We start from the raw sequence: 21120 nt of genomic DNA, 5'->3' as shown, positions 1-21120 counted from the left end.
AAAACTCTGATGAAGGCACGATGAAGTATCAACCGCTTCATGGTGCCATATCACATTAATAGCTCTACTCCGCGCTTTAGCTCTCACCCTGAATCGTTACAATTACCCGCCGTGGTCCACCGTGATCTCTGTGTTCGCCGAGGTAAATGCCTTGCCATGTGCCAAGCGCCAAATCGCCATTGCTGATCGGCACAGTGACACTGCTGCCGAGTAATGAGGCTTTAATGTGTGCGGGCATATCGTCATCGCCTTCATAGGTATGACGATAAAAGCTGGCTCGCTCAGGGACCGTGTGGTTGAAATGCGACTCCATATCCTGACGAACGGTAGGATCGGCGTTCTCGTTAATGGTCAGGCTAGCGGACGTATGTTGGATAAAGACATGCATGATCCCAAGTTTTAATTGACGAATTTCTTTCAAATGTTGTTTTATTTCATCAGTGATGAGATGGAAGCCTCTTTCTCTGGATCTGAGTTGTATCTCTTTTTGAAACCACATGCATTGCACCGTATTATCTGTAAACCGCTTATCGCGGCGTGTGAAAGACGTAACTCCTTGTCCTTAAGAGACAAAGACTATCGCAGTAATAGATAAAATAACGTTCGCAAGCTCACACAAGCTTTGTAGTCTATGTTGTAAGATAACCAACATTTGAAACTGTTCGCAGCCTGTTGAACTTGATCGAAAAACAGGCTGACAGACTGATTTGCTCTGCTCAGCCGGGCTCTGCCTGATAAGGACTATTTATTATGCTATCCACTATCAATCCGACGCAAACTGCCGCGTGGCAAGCATTGACTGCCCATTATGACGATGCGCAGGATCTGACTCTGACCTCCCTGTTTGAAAGCGACGCAAACCGATTCAATACATTCTCTGCGCACTTTGGTGAAGAAATCCTACTGGATTACTCAAAGAACCTGATCACCGAGCAAACATTGGACAAACTGTTTGCCCTTGCAGATGAGACTGAACTGAAAGCGGCGATCGCTGCTATGTTCAACGGTGACAAAATTAACCAGACCGAAGATCGCGCGGTACTTCACGTTGCGCTGCGTAACCGCAGCAACTCGCCAGTGATGGTGGATGGCGAGGATGTGATGCCAAAGGTCAACGCGGTACTTGAGAAAATGAAAGGTTTCTCAGAACGTGTTATCGGCGGTGAGTGGAAAGGTTATACCGGCAAAGAAATTACTGATGTGGTGAACATAGGTATCGGTGGTTCGGATCTTGGTCCTTATATGGTCAGCGAAGCGCTGGCGGCGTACAAAACACAACTGAACCTTCACTTTGTGTCGAATGTTGATGGCACACATATCGCCGAAACGCTGAAAGGTCTGAACCCAGAAACAACACTGTTTCTGGTTGCCTCAAAGACTTTCACCACACAAGAAACCATGACTAATGCGCACTCTGCCCGTGATTGGTTCCTTGCCTCGGCTGTAGAGCCTCAGCACGTTGCTAAACACTTTGCTGCACTGTCTACCAACAGCGGCGCTGTGGCAGAGTTTGGCATTGATACTGCCAACATGTTTGAGTTCTGGGATTGGGTTGGTGGCCGCTATTCACTGTGGTCTGCGATTGGTCTGTCAATTTGCCTGTCAGTGGGTTACGACAACTTTGTTGAGCTGCTCGCTGGTGCGCATGATATGGATAACCACTTCAAGCAAGCACCGCTGACCGAAAACCTCCCCGTTATTCTGGCGCTTATCGGTATTTGGTATAACAACTTCCATGGTGCAGAGTCAGAAGCCATTTTGCCTTACGATCAGTATATGCACCGCTTCGCCGCTTATTTCCAACAAGGCAATATGGAATCAAACGGTAAGTATGTTGATCGCAGCGGTAACCCAGTTGATTACCAGACAGGCCCAATTATCTGGGGCGAGCCGGGCACCAACGGCCAGCATGCGTTTTATCAGTTGATTCATCAGGGCACGAAACTGATCCCATGTGATTTCATTGCGCCAGCAATCAGTCACAACGCACTGAGCGACCATCACCCGAAACTGATGGCGAACTTCTTTGCCCAGACGGAAGCACTGGCGTTTGGCAAAACCCGTGAGCAGGTGGTGGCTGAGTTTGCAGCTGTAGGTAAAACCGAATCAGATGTTGAGGCATTAGTGCCATTCAAAGTGTTTGAAGGCAACCGTCCGACCAACTCGATTCTGGTTAAACAAATCACGCCGCGCAGCCTGGGTGCGTTAATTGCGATGTATGAGCACAAAATCTTTGCTCAGGGCGTTATCTGGAACATCTTCAGCTTTGATCAGTGGGGCGTAGAGCTGGGCAAACAACTGGCGAGCCAAATTTTGCCTGAGCTGCAAGATGGGAAAAACGTAGAGAGCCACGACAGCTCAACCAACGGCCTCATCAACGCGTTCAAAGCGTGGCGAGCATAAATCGCTGACGCCCAGTCCTCAATGGGACTGAAGAAAAAAGAAAAGCCGCGTTAATACGCGGCTTTTTTATTAGTGCATTACCAAAAAGTCAGTAACAACGTCAGTTATTTGTCGAAGCAAATCTCGATGTGTGCTGAACCAAACTGAGATTTGAATGGCATGATGATAATAGGGCCATCACTCTTATGAGTAATGGTGTGGTCTCTGCCCGACACCACAATCGGCGTTGCCATATCAAAATCAAAGCCTTTTTCAGCCAGCAGACGCTTCGCGCCGCCCGTCACCATATTGGTGATTTCGCCGACCATATCGGTGACTTCTTCGTTGATCGAGCTAGGCTTTTCGCCAAGCATACGATTCATGATTTCCAGAGCAAGATTCTCTTCAAAACTGACAGAGAAAGAGCCTTTGGTTTGCGGGCCGACTAAGCCAATCAAACCAGAAACGTCTCCCTTCGCCACTGTCCCTTTTTTTAAGTGCGGTTTTTCCGGTTCAATTTCGAGCTGAGCCATAGTGGTTAACACGTTGACCAGCGAAGCCAAAAATGGATTTACAAATTCTACGCGCATAATTTCCGTTGACCGTCCTACTGCATTTTTTTCTGAGCCACATTACAAGCGTGGCAAACACCATGAGTTTCAACTACGTGATGGCTGACGCTGAAGCCAAGATTACTGGCCTTCTCCTGCAATGCGGAAGACAGGTCATCAGTATGGCATTCTTCGACCGCACTACAGACATCACAAATCAACAATTGGGAGCAATGTTGCTCATGCCCAGGTAAACAACAGGCGATAAAACTGTTCGCTGATTCCACTTTGTGGACAAATCCCTGCGAGAGTAAAAAATCGAGTGCACGGTAGATAGTGGGCGGTTTGGCCTGCGGCTCAGTTTCCCTGAGCATATCCAGCAACTCGTAAGCGCTGATTGCCCGCTTGCTACTTGCAATGATCTCATACACACGTTCGCGCTGCGAGGTGAGACGAACGCCCCGCTTCTCACAAAGATCATGAGCCCGGCTGATTAGCTGTGTAGGATTAGCCATGAAACCTCGATATTTAGTTTGATGACCACATTCTAACACAGCAAAATGCAGGTGCACCCTAGATCCCCTTGCAAACGCTTGTCATCATTAGTGTAGTCTAGTATCGATCACAGGCAGGCAGAATACAGGCCGGGTATACATGCACTTTTTAATATAATCGATGCCTAATGTATTCATTTTTCGGGTATTTATACCTATGTTATTCAACACAAAGTTTCTGAGAACAAAAATTAGTGATGTCTGATACCACCCTAACTGTTGCCCTTCCATCTTTGATTCATCGTATCGGTAGTGATGCCGTGAAAGATGCGAAAAGTCTTGCGGAAAGTCACCGATGCTCACTCAAGCGAGTCAGGCGCTCACGGAACTGGCAACTACAGGGCGAAGCCAGAGACATCGATAGCGTTTGTCATGCGCTGCAAAATCAAGAAGCAATGAAATACCTGATAGGCAAAATCGAGCAGAAACTGGCATTGCATCCAGAGCTGCTCGAAACCACTGCCGACAAACTGAAGCGGATCATTGTCGCGAACCCCGCCATTACCCTTGCCGAGCTGGTAGACGCCACCCGCTGCACCATGGCAGAAGCAAGGGCCGCGAGGTTAGATACAGAAGAGTTTTAAGTGTCAGCGCAGAATACTCGCAACCTATGACCATCAGGGTCAGTCACCACAAACGTCAGGCCATAAACTTCTGACGTTACAGGCTCAATAAGCGTTGCTCCCGCCTCTTACCAGTCATCAAGCGTAGCCATCAACGCCGCTTTCCTGTCTGCCATAAAAGACAGCTCCATTTTGGTTTTTCCTCACAGATATTACTGTTCAGTCAGGTACTGCATGCCTTCAGCGAAAGGCTGAGTGAAGAGCTTATTGGCAGGGAAGCAAAAGTCGGAGACAGCATTATCGCTTTGCATGTCGCCTCGCTACAACGTGAAAAAAGCCGCTCATAAAAGGCAGTACTGACAGCGAGATCACCCACATACAGCACCAGCGCATCAAGATGTTTCATTATTGTCTTCTTGTGATTTCTTTAACAGGCAAGGAGTCTAAGGCTGACCACTGACAGCGCTTGTCAGCAGAGTTTCTGCCTATCAAGAAAAAACAAAAAAATCAGCAAATAACGCTTTACCTCAATTTAAGTTGAGGTTTTAAAGTCTCTTCATCAACTCGGGCAAGAAAAGAAAACAGCCCAACAACACAACCATCACAGCGTCAGTTGGCATGCCACAGCATTAGCACTAAAAGCAGCGTTCACAGTAAACGTTACAAAAGAAAAAACGTGGCAAAACGGCGTAAAAATATAAGGAATAAGATGATGAGATTAGAGCATATCAATTTAGTGGTAAGAGACATTCCTGAAACCCTGCATTTCTATCAGGCAGCGTTCCCGACATGGAAAGTACGCTCGCATGGCACAGGCGAATGGTCAGGAAAAAAACGTAACTGGTTGCACTTTGGCGATGACTATCACTACCTCGCATTCAGCGATAATGGCGTTGGGGAAAACCGTGATTTAGCTGGGCATCAGACAGGGCTTGCCCATTTCGCCTACACCACCGATGAAATCCAAAGCGTCATCGATAGACTGGAAGCCGCAGGATACCCCGCACTAAAATCGGGCCCCGACAACCCGTTTCGTCGCAATGTGTACTTTATTGACCCCAATGGGTTTGAAGTTGAATTCGTGCAGTATTTCAGTGACAAGCCCGAAGAGAGAAATAACGAGCTAAGTTAAACCGCATTCGCGACTATTTCGATTTAGACTTTTTCTTCTTGTCTTTGTCCTCTACCGGTTTCGGTGGAGGACGCCCATAAACCGTCTTTGAGTATTCATCAGAGGCTTCATAAGGTCTGAGTGTTTTTTTCTCACGCCCCATCAGTTTGAGCTGAGTGTTAAATTCAGACGACTCATCTTTTATTTGATAGGTCACCACATCCGTCATTTTGTCGGTGACTTCACCCTCCCAACCACGCTCACTGAGCTTACCGTCGAATTCTTTCTGTCGGAAACAGATAGCGTCGGTGAGCTTATCAATTTTTTCCTCGTCCCAGCGCGTGAGATCGGAAGCTTTGTTAGGAGTAGATGCCATGCGTGTTTTCGCTTATGTTCAGATATTCAGGTTAATTTCACTATTTTAAATTAACATGACTTATTGAGCGGAAACGTCTCCAAATTGTGACTGATGTTAGTACGCATTTGGGTTTGCATATTGATTTTGTTACTGGAATACATCTTTGGTGAGGGTAAGGCGAGCAATGCAGGTTCTCTGGCCCTACACAGCGGATAAGTGCTCGTCTGGTGGAGTCGGAGTATTTTCGCAAACGGCAGAAGGTAAGACTGTTTCGACGGAAGGTATTGCAGTAAACACATTGAAGAACGGTAATCTCTCGAGGGGATGTATTGTGGTAGGCCGAGAAGCGCTCTGTTATTATGTCCAGAAGTCGATACTCTTTCTTCATTGATAAGTCAGAAACCAAACTCACCATGGGCACATACCTGATCGAAGTTGAGGGCATTTTGTCTATCAATAAGGTGCAGCGTTTACCGGGTAAGCTGGCGATTGATTTCAATGGCTCAACGTTGGAAGTGGCAGAGACCGACATCAAAGTAATGGGTCGCGTTGCCATGACAATGAGTAAAGATTGATTTCTTATGAGTCATTTACAACCTCAGTTAAAGCCGTTTTCCTATAGAGGCGGTAAAGAATTGACCGAAAAATTGAAGTCACTGACAGGTTTAAACACAGACTGGAAGCTGGCTGACTATTTCGGAATCCCGAAATCAACAATTGCGACTTGGAAAGAGAGGGATATGACTCCTTTTGAAGTCGTGGTCAGGCTTCATCTTGCAACCGGGGTCTCAATTAAGTGGTTAACGCTCGACGAGGGGGAGGCGTTTGTCTCTGCAAACTCTCAGGCGGAAGGGTTAAAAATCCACACTTTGAAAAATGGTGACTTATCGGAAGCGGGTCAACTTGCTGTCGATTTGGCGACGCTGGAACACTTCGGGCTTAGGGGTTCTGAAACGTTGGTCGTAGAACAATCTGATAACCGTTATTTTATCGACCAGTCAGAAACTAAACCGACAAGCGGCAAATACCTGATCGACATCGAGGGTAGTTTGTCAGTAAACCAGATTCAGCGTTTACCGGGTAAGCTGGCGATTGATTTCAATGGCTCAACATTGGAAGTGGCAGAGACCGACATCAAAGTAATGGGTCGCGTTGCCATGACAATGAGTAAAGATTGATAGAAGAAAACCCCGTTAAGGGGTTTTTGGATAACGCCTTGTTAAGGGGTGAGCAACGCAATACAGATGCCGCCGCATACCACCTTAAACACTAAGTGCAACGCATAGTGAAAATGCCACGCTTGAACAGTCGTTTGTTAAGCATCAGAAGCTAGCGACTCTGTAACATTGCTTACTTTGAGGATAGCCAGAGTCTTTGCGCATCGCATGCAAGCACGCAGCATACGCATCTCTTTTTTCTTGTTCGGGAACAGAACCTGCCATTGCCGTGTGCGCTTGAATAAGTTCGATAAATTTATCCATATTCTCGATGACTTCTTGAGAAGCCCATATATATGCTTCATCGTAAGCTTCTAAGAATTTTTCTCGACGGTCTGATTTTGTAAGCTCATGACTATTCAAGAATACGCGCATGTTGATCGCTAACTTTGTGTATACGTCCCGCTTTCTAACTAAAGCTTCTTCATAAGATTTTAGTTTAGCTCTCTCTTGTTCGATAAGTCGATCTGCCCAGACTTTTCCAAGCCAATTGGACATACCCAAAATAATAGCTCCCGAGGAGCCAATAGAGCCAATAATAAGTAAGGTAAGTCTAATTACGTCTTCCATTTTTTATCCAATTGATGCTTAGCGCTTGGGGCAGGTGCGCCGTGGGCGTCACCTAGCCCCACTTGTTATACACCTGTTATTTCAAGCACGATTTCTTTAAGAGCCTGTTGCTTTTCTTCCAGAATTTCACCGCCAACATGTTTTTTAATGATATTTATCGGCTTCAAGTCATTTCTAGTTCTATCCGGTTTTTCTATCTCTAAGAAACCTTCTAAATCAGATTGGAACTGATGTATTCCTGTTGTTATAGGGGTTCGAGCATCATGAATCAGTTTATTCCACATCTGATGATCAATTCTCCCCTTGTTATCATTATCACCATCAAACATCACAGAGTGAGGAATGCCAAGCTCTGTAAGTAAGTGTATAAAACGGTGAATGTTGAACTTTCCAACACAGTCTAAAATGTAAACTCTGTGCTCTCTCAAGAATTTCCAATTGCTATCTGCAAGATAATCGAGATAAGTCTTTTCTGATGCTCCTTCACATAAAAGAACATGACGAGCGAAGAATAAGCTTGAGCGCTCTGAATCTAACCATAAGAAATACTTTATGGCTTCATCTGACATTCTTATATCTTCATCAAAGCCTGCATCTTGGTCTTCACCGCTTAGTCTAGCTGCAACCAAGTTATTACTTAATATTTCTTCTAGTTTTTCAGTTGTGACTTGATAAGCTTTAGTCTCTTTTTCTGTTCGATGAAGCTTACAAATAGATGGTAGTGTATCTACAGACTTACTTACGAACTGGGCTGAATGTGTTGAAATAATTACTTGCTGATCTTGGTCTTTGGTAAGTTCAATCAGATTTCTATATAAGACGTCCTGCTGAGAAGGATGTAAGAAAGCTTCAGGCTCTTCAAATAAGATTAATGTGTAATCAGGATTAAAGTCCTTCTTCGCGGATTTATTCGGAGTATGGTATTTAGCAGACATTTTTATAAGTGTAAAAATCAAATGTCTCTGTAATCCTTGACCAAAGGATGCGATATCTACTCTTTTACCATCAAGTTTTTGATCTTCTATGTGAGGTTTAAGGAGGTTTTTAACAATATCATCAGGGTTAATCGGCGACACTTCAATATCAAGAGCAACTCCCCATTGTGACAGTTCTGTATTTATATCCGTTTTTACAGAATCAATAGAAAGACCACTTGATTCCTCAGTTTTGAATGCTCTGTTAAATTTCTCAAACGCACTATTTAGATTTGTAAATGAGTCGCTGGCTGAAACCGATTTTTTCATTACAAGATTTATTAGATCTCTAAATGGAGATGGGCCAGTAGTTTTTAAAGTGTCTTCAACTTTGCTAACTGCCGGAATATATATGACAGAACCTAGTTTCGAAGATGATATGTTGGCAGCGCCATAGAATAGACTTTCTGAAAGTTCACCACCTTCATAAGCATAAATATTTGATTGTCTGGCTTTTACCTTGCCACTCTCTGATGCGAGGTACCTTCTAACTTTTAGGATTTTATCAGATGATTTATATGAGTCTTTTAAGGTTTCTTGTTCTTCATCAGTAGTTAAAAAATGTAATTCAATCCATGACTCATTGTCATCAGTATCAAATTTTGGAAAGTCCCTTTTTGTATCAAACTTTAAGCCGCCATCCTCATAAAATACTCTTAGCACTGATAATAAGTTAGTTTTTCCGGAATTATTTTCCCCAACGACCAATGTATATGGGTTTATTTCAAATTCAGCATCTTTTATTGATCTGAAATTATGAATAATTGATTTTATAAGTTCCATTATTAACTCTTTGAATGATTTTTGAATGTTGGGTGAGCGTATAACAGTGTTATATACCCCAAAGTGTCCAAGATAATTCCTACAATTAGTCCAATATAATTCATGGGCAAAATCTGACATCGTCAGTACGCCCCGAATCCACTCACGTGTGGAGTCTTGTAGCAAACCATGCGCGGAAAAATACACCAAACTGGGGATATAAATTATATTGGAAAGAGCATACCAAACTGGGCATGAGGCGAGAATCCTGCCTAAGAGCTTTTGCTCTAAAAATGTACCAATATTGAGAAATAATTTGCTGAGTACAGCAAAGTGATTTCTATTCGCTTTTATCGGTTGCGAGTATGTGAAAGGTTTGGGTGCAAAAGGCTAAAAGAACGTAGTCCCCGTGGGGTGGGGGGCATTTTGTCATTCTGCGAGTGTTTTATCATGCAGCTTATGCGGGAATAGTTGGGTGTAAACCTGCCAAAGTATGTTTAGGTTTCTATGGCCTGTTACCTGCGCCACTTCTTCTATGCTGTAACCTGCCTCAAACAATCGGCTGGCACCTTCCCGGCGTAAATCGTGATAACGCAAATCTTCAATGCCCAGTGCATTGCGCACCCGCTGAAACCCTGCGCGAATTGTAAGGGAATATGCGGTCACTGGTTTGCGACTGTCGAGATAATCATTTGCTCAAGCTCGTTGAGTGAGAAAAGTATCGCCAAACATTTAAAACTTAAATTCTTATTACATTATAAAATAAATTTATAATTCATATTTAATATTAAAAACTATTTTTTTCTTAAAAAAGACACACTAAATAAAGTAATTATAAATGTAATGTGGGACTGCTTAGTTTTTATTTAGGAGTTAAATCGTGAACGATATTAGAGTTTTAGGTTCAAACAATGGTACTAGCTTTTCTAGGAGAGATGAAAACCCTTCTCAAGGAAATATAAAAAAAAGTAAAAGAACGGTTAAGCCAAGACAAAATAATAGAGCTTTAAGTTTTAATACTCAACATGAAGAAAAGCTCAATAAGGATAGAGTCTATTCTCAGTTAAATCCCAATGCAAATAGTAGGTCTAAGAGGGGTTTAACCACTTTTCATCCTGGCGCACATCAATTACCTCTTCCACCTGGTAGAGCTGATATTTCACCAGAAGGAAGAAATGACCATGAGTCTTCAAATATATTTTCGGAAAAGAATGTTCTAAAATATACAGAGTCTCCTAACGTTATTATTAACCTTCCTGAAGGTTTTAATTCTACAAGCCTCAATCTACCCAATCATTGGACACTTATTGGTAAGTCAGGGTTTGATGGTAAATTAAAGCAGACTAATGATGATAAACTGCATTCTGACCTTTTTAAACCCGTTGATATACCTCTGTCTAGTGATGAAAAGCCCTATTTTCTAGTTGCAAAACCAAATCCGAATAACTTAGATAGAGGTGGCTTTGATATAATTAAATTCACTTGAATTATTCTTAGGTTTCCTATTGATTATTTGACTACTTTCTCGTGAAGTTTATGGGGGAATAGTTGGGTGTAAACTTGCCAAAGTATGTTGAGGTTTCTATGCCCTGTTACCTGCGCCACTTCTTCTATGCTGTAACCTGCCTCAAACAACTGGCTGGCACCTTCACGTCGTAAATCGTGATAACGCAAATATTCTATGCCCAGTGCGTTGCGTACCCGCTGAAACCTGCGGTCACGCTGCGCGAATTGTAGGGGAATATGCGGTCATGGATTTGTGGCTGTCGGCGGGCAATTGCAAATGACTCACCCAACAGGGGCACCAGCATGTGGTTGCCCTCTTTTTTCCGGGGGTCTTTTCTGTCACGCACTACCACGGTTTTATGGTCGGTGTTGAGGTCTTCCCACTTTAGTTCGCACACTTCACCGATTCGCATACAGGTGAGTATAGAAAAATCGAGAATATCGATAAACGGAATTCGCACTGCACCGTTCGCCCGGTAATCTTGGCGGGCTTGCAAACATTCGCGCAGTTTTTCGAGTTCAACCGTTGTCGGCCTGCGGGTGCGCTTCTGGCTTTTTGCTTAAATGTTCTGCCGTCTCGTTGTATAATCTCGCTCCAATTTTTCACACTAATAGCAGTGTCAAAGAGCCTCCATTGAGCGTTGTTAGCCATCTACCAATGGTTGATTGCGTCATTCTCTGGCTAAGCTGATGATATTGTTGTGAACTAGCGTTGTGCGAATTTAAGAATATTTAGGTAGTAAAACGATATGTCGAACCCATTGAACACGCAGGAAAATACCGACACTGCTGCTAATCACCCGATGCAGCGATTCAGCGTTGCGCCGATGCTGGATTGGACAGATCGTCATTGTCGTTATTTCCACCGTATTCTGTCGAAAAATGCCCTGCTGTATACCGAGATGGTGACAACGGGTGCAATTATTCACGGTAAGGGAGACTACCTTCGCTTCAGCGAGCAAGAGCATCCTGTTGCGTTGCAGCTTGGTGGCTCTAACCCGGCTGATTTGGCGCATTGTGCCAAGCTGGCGCAAGAGCGTGGCTATGATGAAATAAACCTTAATGTCGGTTGTCCGTCTGATCGTGTGCAAAATGGCCGTTTCGGTGCCTGTTTGATGGCTGAGCCTTTGCTGGTGGCTGAGTGTGTCGCGGCGATGCGTGAAGTGGCGGATATTCCGGTTACGGTGAAAACCCGTATCGGTATTGATGAGCAAGACAGCTACCAGTTTCTGGTCGACTTTGTTGGCACGGTGAACGAGAAAGGCGGCTGTGAAGATTTCACTATTCATGCCCGTAAGGCGTGGCTCTCTGGCTTGAGCCCGAAAGAAAACCGCGAAATTCCGCCGCTGGATTATCCGCGTGTGTATCAGCTGAAAAAAGACTTCCCTGACCTGACGATGGCGATAAACGGCGGCATTAAGTCGATGGAAGAAGCGGAAGCGCATTTACAGCACCTTGATGGTGTGATGATTGGCCGCGAAGCCTACCAAAGCCCGTATCTGCTGGCGGAAGTTGACCAGCGCCTGTTCGGCTCTGATACGCCGATGCTTAAGCGCCGTGAAGCGGTTCGTGCCATGTTCCCATATATTGAGCAGCAATTAGCTGAAGGCTCTTACCTTGGCCATATTACTCGCCACATGCTTGGGCTGTTTCAGAATATGCCGGGTGCGAGGCTTTGGCGTCGTCATATCAGCGAAAATGCCCACAAACCGGGTGCGGGACTCGAAGTGCTTGAAGAGGCAATGGCGAAGATACCCGCCGAGTTAGATGTCTAACCCCTTGAGTTAAAAGCAATTAGGTAATTTAGACCAATAACAGTGGTAAATTTAACCAACTCTATTCAGTGAAACACAGCCACTTGGCTGTGTTTTTCGTTTAACGTATTGAAAAATAAGATGTTTAAAAAGTTGGCCTGCTTTGTGCAATGTTATGGGCAAATAACAAATGGCAATAGAGATTGCACAAAGGGAGAAAGGTATGACTGAACTGCTATTCTTGGTTGGTTTTGCATTGGCATTGATTGTAACGGGCGTGAGTGCCATCGGTATTTTCGCTGCTGTGGTTGTTGGCTTCGTGATCATGGCGTTAGCTGGCATGCTCGGCCTGCTGTTCAAGATGCTACCTTGGATTATCTTAATTGGAGCCATTATATGGTTGTTCCGAGGAAAAGATAAAAGCGCACGCCGCTGCCGTGATTACTGCTACGACCGCTCGCGTACGTATCGCAGAAAACACAGATAAGTTGTAGAAGATAGAGCTAACGTGTAAACACACAGAAAAGCTGAATGAACTAATGCCGCACCGCTGGAAATATTTATCCGCCGGTGCGGATTCTTTTAAACCCATCTGATATAGTTTGCCGAACTTTATTCAAAGAGATAGGCGGAGCCCTTCCCATGAAAAAAACGACCCTTTCTGTTGCTGCTCTGGCGGTTGCTGGTTTGCTTTCAATGCCTGCGCAAGCAGATATGCTGCTTGGTGGTAAAGTTGGTTACGACGCGTGGTTTGCGAAGTCCGATGTAAACAGCAATAAAGATGAAGATTCTACTCTGCATAATTCCTTTACGGCTTCTCTTGAGCACTTCATCCCTTTGGTACCAAACGTTAAAGTGCGTTACACCGCCGTTGAAGCGGACAAAAAGACTAACAATGAAAAAGTGTCGTTTGATCAAATGGACGCAACGCTTTACTACGAGATCTTAGATAACGATTTGGTCTCTATTGATGCAGGTCTGACTCTGCATAAGTTCGGTGGTGGTGACTTCTTAAACCAGAAGATCGACAACTTCCAGCCGGCGATTTACGGCGATGTGCGTGTCGGTATTCCTGCAACGCCATTCTTTATCTTCGCAACGGGTAACGTGGGTGAATTCAAAGATTCTAAAACCTTTGACGCAGAAGCGGGTGCTATCTACTCTCTGGGTCTGGTTGCTGCAGACATTAACCTGAAAGCAGGTTACCGCACAATCGACCATGACTTGGAAATCGGCGACGTAAGCACATTGAAGTATCAGCAATCTGGTCTGTTTGCTGGTGTTGAAATCGACTTCTAAAAGCGATTTGACTGAAAAGAAGAGGCCGTGCATTGCACGGCTTTTTTTATTCACGAGGTTTGTCATTTTTTCTTTGGTTATGCGTTACTTTCACCCCTTTGTTGTCAAATAGCGCATTCACCGTCGGTATCCTCTTCGTTTCATCTCTCTTTTACACCCCATCTGACTATCCGTTTTACGTCTTCGCCTCCTCCTAAAGTATGAGGTTTTGTCCACCAAGAGTGGATGGAGGGATTTTCCTCCATTGTCATACTGAATCCGAGATCAGTCAGCCTGCGACCCAAAGAAGCCAATAACGCAACGGCTGAGTGTCACAAGGTGTTCTTATGCCAGATGGTGAAAGGGCAAATGGGAGCGAAAGGAAACGTCAGAAGACATTCGCCAATAATACCGATGAGGTGTGAAAATGATTTACGCAAAACCTGGCACGGACGGCGCAGTCGTCAATTTTAAAGCTCGCTACGGCAATTATATTGGTGGTGACTGGGTAGCGCCGGTTAAAGGTCAATACTTCATAGATACGTCACCCTGCACGGGCGACGCCATCGCAGAAATTCCTCGTTCAACGACAGAAGATATCGAACTGGCCTTGGATGCGGCGCACAATGCAAAAGACGCATGGGGTGCAACGTCGGTCACTGAACGCTCGAATCTTTTACTCAAAATCGCTGACAGAATAGAAGCCAATATTGAGTACCTTGCGGTTGCCGAAACATGGGAAAACGGTAAAGCAGTACGTGAAACACTGGCAGCAGATTTGCCTTTGTGTGTCGATCACTTCCGTTACTTCGCAGGTTGTATTCGTGCGCAGGAAGGCAGCATTGGCGAGATTGATGCAAACACAGTGGCGTACCATATTCACGAGCCGCTGGGTGTGGTGGGTCAGATCATTCCCTGGAACTTCCCGTTGTTGATGGCGGCTTGGAAAATCGCGCCAGCCATGGCGGCAGGTAACTGTATTGTCTTGAAACCTGCTGAGCAGACGCCAACCACTATTTTACTCTTGATGGAAATCATTGGTGATCTTATTCCACCGGGTGTGCTCAATGTGGTTAACGGCATGGGCCCGGAAGCGGGTCAGGCGCTTGCAACCTCAGATCGTATTGCCAAACTGGCGTTCACTGGCTCGACGGCTATCGGTAATCATGTGCTCCGTTGTGCTGCGGATAACCTTATCCCTTCTACCGTTGAGCTGGGTGGTAAATCACCGAATATTTATTTCGAAGACGTTATGCAGCAGGAGGAGGCCTTCATCAGTAAAGCGATTGAGGGGACGGTGCTGGCGTTCTTCAATCAGGGTGAGGTGTGTACCTGTCCGTCTCGCGTGTTAGTGCAGGAAAGCATCTATGATGAGTTCATTGCCCGCGTGGTCGAGCGTGCGAAATTGATCAAACACGGTAATCCGCTCGACACCGAAACACAGGTGGGTGCACAGGCGTCGGATGAGCAGTTTGATAAGATCATGGGCTATCTGGATATTGGCCGTGCTGAGGGGGCAGAAGTGCTTACTGGCGGTCAGGCTGCGGACTTCGGTGGTGGTTACTATGTGCAACCAACGATCTTCAAAGGCGAGAACAGCATGCGGGTGTTCCAGGAGGAAATCTTCGGCCCTGTCATCGGTGTCACCACTTTCAAAGATGAAGCGGAAGCCATTGCAATCGCCAACGATACCGAATACGGACTGGGTGCAGGCCTTTGGACTCGCGACAGTAACCGTGCCTATCGTGTTGGCCGTGCTGTACAGGCAGGTCGCGTGTGGACTAACTGCTATCACCTTTATCCGGCACACGCAGCGTTCGGTGGCTACAAGAAATCCGGTATTGGCCGTGAAACCCATAAGATGATGCTCGACCACTATCAGCAGACAAAGAACTTGTTGGTCAGCTACGATATTAATCCGCTAGGCTTCTTCTAATCTCCCAATGCAGGCGGGCGTTGCCCGCCACTTTCGACACTGTCTTCTTCACTATTATTGTGAGTACAGATTGTTGTAAATGCAGATTATTGTAAATACAGAGGGCGTCTGGCTTTTATCAGCGTTTCAGGTAGCGATCGAAGTCAATGTTCGTCACGCCAACCACTGCCTGAATTCGGTTGTGAACCCCTAGTTTTCGTAGAATTGCCGAAACGTGCGATTTCACTGTGGTCTCTGAGATATTCAGGTCATAGGCAATCTTCTTGTTCGCTGCACCTTGCGCCATGGATTTGAGCACCAGTAATTGACGACGGGTCAATGTGTGCAACATTTCCGGTGAAAACCCGGTATCGTTTTGGCTGATTGATGCTGAAGCTTGCTCCGAGGAGCGAATAATATTAGCGGGTAGAAAAACGTGTCCGGCAAGTATCTGCTCGATAGCATCGGCCATTTGTGCTCTGGCAGCACTTTTGGAAATAAAGCCGACCGCCCCGTAGGTGATGGTTTGCAAAATGGTCTGGCGATTCGTTTCTGCTGAGATAATGGCGACGGGATGAAGAGGGAATCGGTTTCTAAGTTCTAGCAATCCTTTTAGACCTGCCATACCTGGCATGTTCAGATCGAGCAGGATCAGGTCAATGTCAGCATGTTGTTCAGCGAGAACCAGTGTTTGATCAATCTCGTCTGATTCAAGAATTTGCGCATCCTGAAAGCGACCTCGGACCACTGATACCAGCGCATCCCTGAACAGGGGATGATCGTCTGCCACAAGAAACTTTTGCATAACTACTCCTTGTTCATCCAGCGATAGATACTCTCTGCCTCTCGAACTTTACCTAATAACTCAGCAAGACATGGAATGTGCTCTCTGGGCTTCTTCACTGTTTCTCTTCAACTCGGTTTTGGTGACTGGTGGGAGAGGAGAAAGCGCTGATGGGTTCGCGAGGTACAACGAAATTGTAGCGTTGACCATGCAAAAAAAAGGGTTTAGCACGTGTCACTAGTGAGAACAGTGAAAAGTTAAGACATAACAACGCGCAATATCCTTCTTTAGTATGAGGTGAGGGTTGTTCACGCTGAGTAGACTGACAGAAATACTGGCACAAAAGACGCAGCGGAAAGGGTGATTGAGGGGATATGTTGCTGAGCAGCAGACGTATTCAAACCTAAAACGAAGGCGGCGATTTGACGGAAGGAGTGTTTACTATGCTCAAGCAGACAGGGGCTTTTCACGCAGAGTGTCCATCCATTCATAGCGCAGAAACTTATCATCTTGACCCGATTAAAGCCTCACGCGAGCTTGCACGTCAGCTTGACCATGACGATATGGGATTTGTGCTGTTCTTCTGTTCGTCAGAATATGATCTTGATGCGCTGGGTGTCGCCATGAAAAAAGCCTTCGGTGATATCCCTGTGATGGGATGCACCACCGCAGGCGAACTGACCAGTCAGGGGTATTCAGAGTGCAGCATTAGTGCTGTCGGTTTCAGCAATCAGCTATTCACTATCAGCGGTATCAGAGTGCCGCTGGAGGGCTTTGAGTTGCATAAAGCTCAACAGTGTGTGAACTCACTGGTTGCGGGGTGCCGTGCAGATCTGAAAGCATCAATCAAAGAGCATTCGTTTGTCGTTACCTTGATTGACGGTCTATCTCCTGATGAGGAACATTTTTTGGTCACGCTGGATACGGCGCTGGGTGGAATTCCCCATTTTGGTGGTTCAGCGGGTGATGATCAAAACCTCGCTACCACACATGTTTATCATCAAGGCCAATTTTACGCTGAATCGGCGATTGTGATGATGGTTAACACTCTGTGTCCCTTTGAGGTTTTCACAACGCATCATATAGAGAGTCTTGATAGCAAGCTTGTGGTGACTCGCGCTGATTGTGAAAAGCGTCGGGTATACGAGTTCAATGCAGAGCCTGCGGCTGTCGTGTATGCCCGCGAGATCGGTGTCGATCTCAATGATCTCAAGCCGCAGGTCTATGCGACTAATCCGTTGGCCGTGATGATCGGCGATCATTACTTCGTTCGATCCATCCAGAAGGTCAATGATGATCTCAGCCTCGATTTCTATTGTGCAATGGATGACGGCATCGTGGTGACCGCCATGCGGCCGGGGAATATCTTTGACAACCTTTCGCAGACACTGGATGCCGCAATAGGACGGCTGGGTTCACTCGAGATGATACTGGGCTGTGACTGCTTTTTACGTCGCCTTGAGATTGAGCACAGTATGGCCCTTTCTAAAGCCAGAAGTGCACTGAAAAAATACCGCATAGTCGGGTTCAATACCTACGGCGAGCAGCTCAATGGCATTCATATGAATCAAACCCTGACAGGTGTTGTTATCGGTAAACCCGAGAGTGGCAAGCTGTCTCTTTCTTCCTTTGTGTTGGACGCGCGCAAAGTGGGATAAGGGAAGGCGGTGATGATCCCTTGAAAAATATCGCCTGAAATACCGTATCTGATAGCAGAGGGGGTGTGATTTGACCGAGCCAAGCCATGATGAATTAAAACAAGAAGTGGCAGCGTTAAAGCTGCAAAACGCACGGCAACAGAAAATTATCGCCTCGCTGATTCATCGAGTGGAGAAAGGGAATCGGCCTCACGGTGATGCCTACAGCGCCTTTGAGCACTCGGTGGTGCTTGCTGATCAGGTACGCGAGAAAACGGAAGCGCTCAACCTTACCCTCAAAGACCTTGCTCTTATTAATCATCAGCTTTCCGCAGCCAAGTCAGATGCTGAGCAGGCCCACCAACGCTTTGTTGATGCTATCGAGTCGATTTCTGACGGCTTTGCGCTCTATGATGCCAATCGAAAACAGGTGTATTGCAACAGCCATTTCCTCAACTTTTGGTCTAAACAATCATTCATCGTTGATCATCATGCCCTGACTCCTGACGAAATGTATCAGCAGGCCGTTGATACCGGGATGATTGAGTTCACCGACGTCAGCTCAAACCCTGAAGAGAAAACGGTCAGGCTCTGGGACCAGCGCTGGTTGCAAATCAATCAGCGAAAAACCAGTGAGGGCGGACTGGTCATGCTTTACACCGATATTACCCAACTCAAGCTAGCTGAGACGGCACGTTTTGAGGCCGCGATGGCGGAGAAAAGCCGGGTACTTCAGGCCATGATCGATAACTTGTCTCAGGGGGTGTTCATGGTGGATGGCGAAGGCAAGGTGCAGGTATTTAATGAAGGGTTTATTGCCATCAGTGGATTGCAGGAGAGCCTTCACCCCGGCGAGCGTGTTGCGCATCTTGCCGGACATTCAATGATCAAACTTAGCCGTATTCATGCCAGCAAGAAACTGAACCATGACGTACAGATTCAGTCTTTGCCTGATGGCCGAGTCATCGAGGTCAAAAGCCACAATATGGGGGGCGAGGCTTATGTGAATACCTACACAGATATCACGCAGGGGTATCAGGATGCCCGAGAACTCAGAGAAAACGCTCAGTGGCTGAGGCTTATCACTGACAATGTACCAGCACTTATCGCCTATGTCGGGGCAGACTTGAGGTTTCAGTTCAGTAACCGGGCTTACGACGAATGGTATGGTTTTAACCGTGGATGCCTGCTGGGTGAACATATTGCCACGCTTGGTGGCCCTTCCCGTTTTCAGGCATTAAAACCCTATATCGACAGGGCGCTTGCGGGGGAAACCGTCATGTTTGAGTTTGAAGAAACCCCTGATCATGCTGATGACACTCGTTATGTGGTGAAAAGCTTGGTTCCCAACAAAGACGCCCAAAAGCGGGTGACGGGTCTGTTTGTCCTCAACTGGGATATCACTGAACGTAAACGCCATGCTGAACAACTCACTCAGTCATATCAGACTTTGGAGTTGCGGGTACAAGAGAGAACCGCGCAGCTTCAGCATCTGAATTCGAAACTTCAGTCGGAAGTCGAAGAGCGCCGTGCAGCGCAGGCCCGTTTGCTTGAAGCCAAGCAAGATGCTGAGCAGGCTAACTTGTCGAAAACCAAGTTTCTTGCTGCGATAAGCCATGACCTATTGCAGCCGCTCAATGCCGCTTTGCTGTATCTCGCTCACTCCAGACCATGCGAATGTCGCCCAATGTTCGGCGGGTAACGGAGTCATTGTCATTTTCACTCAAAGACGTTGAAAGCCTGATCACCACTTTGATTGATATTTCCAAGCTTGATGCCGGAGCAGTGACTGCGGATAAACAATCGCTTCCGGTGAGAGACTTGTTGGATAACCTCGCTGATGAATTCGGTCTGGCTGCCGAAAAGCAGGGCGTAGACTTTCGCTATGTCAGCTCGAGCACCAGTGTTTACACCGACCCACAACTGCTGGGCCGTATTGTCAGGAATCTGGTGACCAATGCACTGCGCTACGCGCCGGAAGGCAAAGTGCTGCTTGGCTGTCGTCGTCAGGAAAACGGTATTTCGCTTGATGTCGTCGATACTGGCGTCGGGATCCCGAAAGAGAAGCAGAGCGAAATCTTCCGTGAGTTCTGCCGACTGGAAGCCAAGCATGAAAACCAACACACCCAGCTCGGCCTCGGGCTGGCGATTGTCGATAAAATTTCTCGGGTGCTGGGGCATACGGTATCGGTAAGATCGTCTCCGGGTAAGGGGTCATGCTTTTCTGTGTATGTCCCTTATGGTGAGCAGCCTTCTTCGGTAACCGTGCACAATGTGATGTCAGTGCTTGACCAGAGTGTGGCCTTGCAGGGGGCAAGGGTATGGGTGATTGATAATGACCCGAATATCTGCGCCGCGATGGCCGAGCTACTCACACAGTGGGGGTGTGATGTGTTGTCAGCAAGTTCACTGGCTGATTTGCAAAGCCAATGCGACACAGTCAGATCTCCGGTTGAGTTGTTGTTGGTCGACTATCACCTCGATAACGGTGAGAACGGCATCAGTTTGGCGAATTTTATCAATGAGCAGCGCGCACTCCCGGTGCCTACATTGCTGGTAACGGCCAATCGCAGTGAAGTGCTCAGCCACCAGGTCAGAGAGCACGGGTACTTGATGCTGTTCAAGCCAGTGTCTCCTGTTCGTTTGAAAACCACACTACTTCACCTCATCAAAACTCCGCACCTCAGTGTCAGCTCGGTTAAGTAAGTTAATATCCTTACAAAATGCCCGGTCTCACAAACAGGACGGCGAATTCGGCAAGCCTGCATCACACTGTCTAAGCTAAACATGACAATTGAGTAATGTGTTTGAAACAGCGTCGTTGATGCTCATGTTTCAGTTGTGTCTCAGCGAAGGAAACGACTTATGACAAAAACAGAACTTCGTGACCTTTTTTATCAAAAAATGCTGGTGGAAGCGGTTGTTGAGCCCTCGTTGACCAGCGGAGGCTGGATTGTGGAGTTTCGCCACGCCCGGGGCGGGCTGGTTCCACTGACGGATGGACAAGGTGTCGAGCAGTGCTTTCAAAATGTTGATATTGCAACAGAAAATGCCCTTGATATTGGGTTTCACCAGGTTCGGATCGTCGATAACGATATGTGAGCCATTTTTATCCCCCCTAATGCCACAAAAAATCAGTGTAACGCACGGCAAGTTGCGCTGATTTTTTCTTACCAATAGTTATAAAACATGCAGATCTATTCT

At 46.3% G+C, this 21120-nt stretch carries 23 protein-coding genes and 1 pseudogene; 14 read left to right on the top strand and 10 right to left on the bottom strand.

The annotated features are described in order from the left end of the window. Positions 1–76: 76 nt before the first annotated feature. Positions 77–499 (bottom strand): secondary thiamine-phosphate synthase enzyme YjbQ, encoded by a 423-nt coding sequence (locus CS022_RS10275; protein WP_129122202.1) that lies wholly within the window; start codon positions 497–499, stop codon positions 77–79. A gap of 251 nt (positions 500–750) precedes the next feature. Here CS022_RS10275 and pgi point away from each other — a divergent pair, with 251 nt between their 5' ends. Beyond that, the gene (pgi, locus tag CS022_RS10270) at positions 751–2403 is read left to right on the top strand and encodes a glucose-6-phosphate isomerase (protein WP_129122201.1); all 1653 of its coding nucleotides are present in this window, start codon (positions 751–753) and stop codon (positions 2401–2403) included. 104 nt (positions 2404–2507) lie between these two features. Here the strand turns inward: pgi and CS022_RS10265 are convergent, their stop codons facing one another. Next, on the bottom strand, positions 2508–2972 hold the full coding sequence (locus CS022_RS10265) for a chemotaxis protein CheX (RefSeq protein ID WP_129122200.1): 465 nt from the start codon (positions 2970–2972) through the stop codon (positions 2508–2510). A gap of 17 nt (positions 2973–2989) precedes the next feature. Beyond that, positions 2990–3448 (bottom strand): zinc uptake transcriptional repressor Zur, encoded by a 459-nt coding sequence (gene zur, locus CS022_RS10260; protein WP_129122199.1) that lies wholly within the window; start codon positions 3446–3448, stop codon positions 2990–2992. A 236-nt stretch (positions 3449–3684) separates the two neighbouring features. On the opposite strand from zur, the gene CS022_RS10255 reads away from it, so the two are divergent. Beyond that, the gene (locus CS022_RS10255; RefSeq protein WP_129122198.1) at positions 3685–4071 is read left to right on the top strand and encodes a ribosome recycling factor family protein; all 387 of its coding nucleotides are present in this window, start codon (positions 3685–3687) and stop codon (positions 4069–4071) included. A gap of 202 nt (positions 4072–4273) precedes the next feature. Here CS022_RS10255 and CS022_RS10250 read toward each other — a convergent pair whose 3' ends face one another. Further along, positions 4274–4456, bottom strand: coding sequence for a VOC family protein (locus CS022_RS10250; RefSeq protein WP_129122197.1), 183 nt, complete (start codon positions 4454–4456; stop codon positions 4274–4276). Positions 4457–4759: 303 nt separating this feature from the next. Between CS022_RS10250 and CS022_RS10245 the strand changes: the two genes are divergently transcribed. Then, complete coding sequence (locus tag CS022_RS10245) at positions 4760–5182, top strand: VOC family protein (protein WP_129122196.1); 423 nt, start codon at positions 4760–4762, stop codon at positions 5180–5182. Positions 5183–5195: 13 nt separating this feature from the next. Here the strand turns inward: CS022_RS10245 and CS022_RS10240 are convergent, their stop codons facing one another. Then, complete coding sequence (locus CS022_RS10240) at positions 5196–5537, bottom strand: hypothetical protein (protein ID WP_129122195.1); 342 nt, start codon at positions 5535–5537, stop codon at positions 5196–5198. 338 nt (positions 5538–5875) lie between these two features. On the opposite strand from CS022_RS10240, the gene CS022_RS10235 reads away from it, so the two are divergent. Next, entirely contained in the window at positions 5876–6094 is a 219-nt protein-coding gene (locus CS022_RS10235) for a S24/S26 family peptidase (protein ID WP_328590343.1), read from the top strand. 60 nt (positions 6095–6154) lie between these two features. Then, positions 6155–6697, top strand: coding sequence for a phage repressor protein CI (locus CS022_RS10230; RefSeq protein WP_235869396.1), 543 nt, complete (start codon positions 6155–6157; stop codon positions 6695–6697). A gap of 144 nt (positions 6698–6841) precedes the next feature. On the opposite strand, the gene CS022_RS10220 is transcribed toward CS022_RS10230, so the two are convergent. From CS022_RS10220 to CS022_RS10210, 3 genes are all read right to left on the bottom strand, one after another. Next, positions 6842–7306, bottom strand: coding sequence for a hypothetical protein (locus tag CS022_RS10220; protein WP_129122192.1), 465 nt, complete (start codon positions 7304–7306; stop codon positions 6842–6844). A gap of 65 nt (positions 7307–7371) precedes the next feature. Continuing rightward, on the bottom strand, positions 7372–9063 hold the full coding sequence (locus tag CS022_RS10215) for an ATP-dependent nuclease (protein WP_129122191.1): 1692 nt from the start codon (positions 9061–9063) through the stop codon (positions 7372–7374). A gap of 408 nt (positions 9064–9471) precedes the next feature. Beyond that, on the bottom strand, positions 9472–9666 hold the full coding sequence (locus tag CS022_RS10210) for a tyrosine-type recombinase/integrase (protein WP_456243286.1): 195 nt from the start codon (positions 9664–9666) through the stop codon (positions 9472–9474). 256 nt (positions 9667–9922) lie between these two features. On the opposite strand from CS022_RS10210, the gene CS022_RS10205 reads away from it, so the two are divergent. Then, a complete protein-coding gene (locus CS022_RS10205; protein ID WP_129122190.1) occupies positions 9923–10528 on the top strand; it encodes a hypothetical protein in 606 nt (201 codons plus the stop codon). A 23-nt stretch (positions 10529–10551) separates the two neighbouring features. Here the strand turns inward: CS022_RS10205 and CS022_RS10200 are convergent. Continuing rightward, positions 10552–11105, bottom strand: a pseudogene (locus CS022_RS10200) (site-specific integrase); the annotation flags it as partial. Positions 11106–11297: 192 nt separating this feature from the next. Between CS022_RS10200 and dusA the strand changes: the two are divergent. The 4 genes from dusA to exaC all read left to right on the top strand — a co-directional run bounded on the left by dusA (position 11298) and on the right by exaC (position 15516). Next, on the top strand, positions 11298–12323 hold the full coding sequence (gene dusA / locus CS022_RS10195) for a tRNA dihydrouridine(20/20a) synthase DusA (RefSeq protein ID WP_129122189.1): 1026 nt from the start codon (positions 11298–11300) through the stop codon (positions 12321–12323). 202 nt (positions 12324–12525) lie between these two features. Further along, the gene (pspG, locus tag CS022_RS10190) at positions 12526–12789 is read left to right on the top strand and encodes an envelope stress response protein PspG (RefSeq protein ID WP_129122188.1); all 264 of its coding nucleotides are present in this window, start codon (positions 12526–12528) and stop codon (positions 12787–12789) included. Positions 12790–12944: 155 nt separating this feature from the next. After that, positions 12945–13601, top strand: coding sequence for a TIGR04219 family outer membrane beta-barrel protein (locus CS022_RS10185; protein ID WP_129122187.1), 657 nt, complete (start codon positions 12945–12947; stop codon positions 13599–13601). Between the two features lie 406 nt (positions 13602–14007). Beyond that, a complete protein-coding gene (gene exaC, locus CS022_RS10180; protein ID WP_129122186.1) occupies positions 14008–15516 on the top strand; it encodes an acetaldehyde dehydrogenase ExaC in 1509 nt (502 codons plus the stop codon). Between the two features lie 118 nt (positions 15517–15634). Here exaC and CS022_RS10175 read toward each other — a convergent pair whose 3' ends face one another. Further along, complete coding sequence (locus tag CS022_RS10175; protein WP_129122185.1) at positions 15635–16300, bottom strand: LuxR C-terminal-related transcriptional regulator; 666 nt, start codon at positions 16298–16300, stop codon at positions 15635–15637. Between the two features lie 422 nt (positions 16301–16722). Here CS022_RS10175 and nosP point away from each other — a divergent pair, with 422 nt between their 5' ends. The 4 genes from nosP (at position 16723) to CS022_RS10160 (ending at position 21018) form a co-directional block, all read left to right on the top strand. Then, entirely contained in the window at positions 16723–17937 is a 1215-nt protein-coding gene (nosP, locus tag CS022_RS10170; protein WP_129122184.1) for a nitric oxide-sensing protein NosP, read from the top strand. A gap of 70 nt (positions 17938–18007) precedes the next feature. After that, the gene (locus CS022_RS26225) at positions 18008–19618 is read left to right on the top strand and encodes a PAS domain-containing protein (protein WP_235869394.1); all 1611 of its coding nucleotides are present in this window, start codon (positions 18008–18010) and stop codon (positions 19616–19618) included. Positions 19619–19626: 8 nt separating this feature from the next. After that, positions 19627–20622, top strand: a complete 996-nt coding sequence (locus CS022_RS26220; protein ID WP_235869388.1) for an ATP-binding response regulator — start codon at positions 19627–19629, stop codon at positions 20620–20622. A 159-nt stretch (positions 20623–20781) separates the two neighbouring features. Further along, positions 20782–21018, top strand: a complete 237-nt coding sequence (locus CS022_RS10160) for a thymidylate kinase (protein WP_129122183.1) — start codon at positions 20782–20784, stop codon at positions 21016–21018. Positions 21019–21120: the final 102 nt, after the last annotated feature.

This window comes from Veronia nyctiphanis, assembly GCF_004116385.1.
GTDB lineage: Bacteria > Pseudomonadota > Gammaproteobacteria > Enterobacterales > Vibrionaceae > Veronia > Veronia nyctiphanis.
Note: the sequence above shows the minus strand (reverse complement) of the source record. Positions and strands in the feature narration are given on the sequence as shown.

Coding starts and splice junctions, on each gene's coding strand:
- CS022_RS10275 (WP_129122202.1), bottom strand. CDS start 499: ATGTGGTTTCAAAAAGAGATACAACTCAGATCCAGAGAAAGAGGCTTC.
- pgi (WP_129122201.1), top strand. CDS start 751: ATGCTATCCACTATCAATCCGACGCAAACTGCCGCGTGGCAAGCATTG.
- CS022_RS10265 (WP_129122200.1), bottom strand. CDS start 2,972: ATGCGCGTAGAATTTGTAAATCCATTTTTGGCTTCGCTGGTCAACGTG.
- zur (WP_129122199.1), bottom strand. CDS start 3,448: ATGGCTAATCCTACACAGCTAATCAGCCGGGCTCATGATCTTTGTGAG.
- CS022_RS10255 (WP_129122198.1), top strand. CDS start 3,685: ATGTCTGATACCACCCTAACTGTTGCCCTTCCATCTTTGATTCATCGT.
- CS022_RS10250 (WP_129122197.1), bottom strand. CDS start 4,456: ATGAAACATCTTGATGCGCTGGTGCTGTATGTGGGTGATCTCGCTGTC.
- CS022_RS10245 (WP_129122196.1), top strand. CDS start 4,760: ATGATGAGATTAGAGCATATCAATTTAGTGGTAAGAGACATTCCTGAA.
- CS022_RS10240 (WP_129122195.1), bottom strand. CDS start 5,537: ATGGCATCTACTCCTAACAAAGCTTCCGATCTCACGCGCTGGGACGAG.
- CS022_RS10220 (WP_129122192.1), bottom strand. CDS start 7,306: ATGGAAGACGTAATTAGACTTACCTTACTTATTATTGGCTCTATTGGC.
- CS022_RS10215 (WP_129122191.1), bottom strand. CDS start 9,063: ATGGAACTTATAAAATCAATTATTCATAATTTCAGATCAATAAAAGAT.
- dusA (WP_129122189.1), top strand. CDS start 11,298: ATGTCGAACCCATTGAACACGCAGGAAAATACCGACACTGCTGCTAAT.
- pspG (WP_129122188.1), top strand. CDS start 12,526: ATGACTGAACTGCTATTCTTGGTTGGTTTTGCATTGGCATTGATTGTA.
- CS022_RS10185 (WP_129122187.1), top strand. CDS start 12,945: ATGAAAAAAACGACCCTTTCTGTTGCTGCTCTGGCGGTTGCTGGTTTG.
- exaC (WP_129122186.1), top strand. CDS start 14,008: ATGATTTACGCAAAACCTGGCACGGACGGCGCAGTCGTCAATTTTAAA.
- CS022_RS10175 (WP_129122185.1), bottom strand. CDS start 16,300: ATGCAAAAGTTTCTTGTGGCAGACGATCATCCCCTGTTCAGGGATGCG.
- nosP (WP_129122184.1), top strand. CDS start 16,723: ATGCTCAAGCAGACAGGGGCTTTTCACGCAGAGTGTCCATCCATTCAT.
- CS022_RS10160 (WP_129122183.1), top strand. CDS start 20,782: ATGACAAAAACAGAACTTCGTGACCTTTTTTATCAAAAAATGCTGGTG.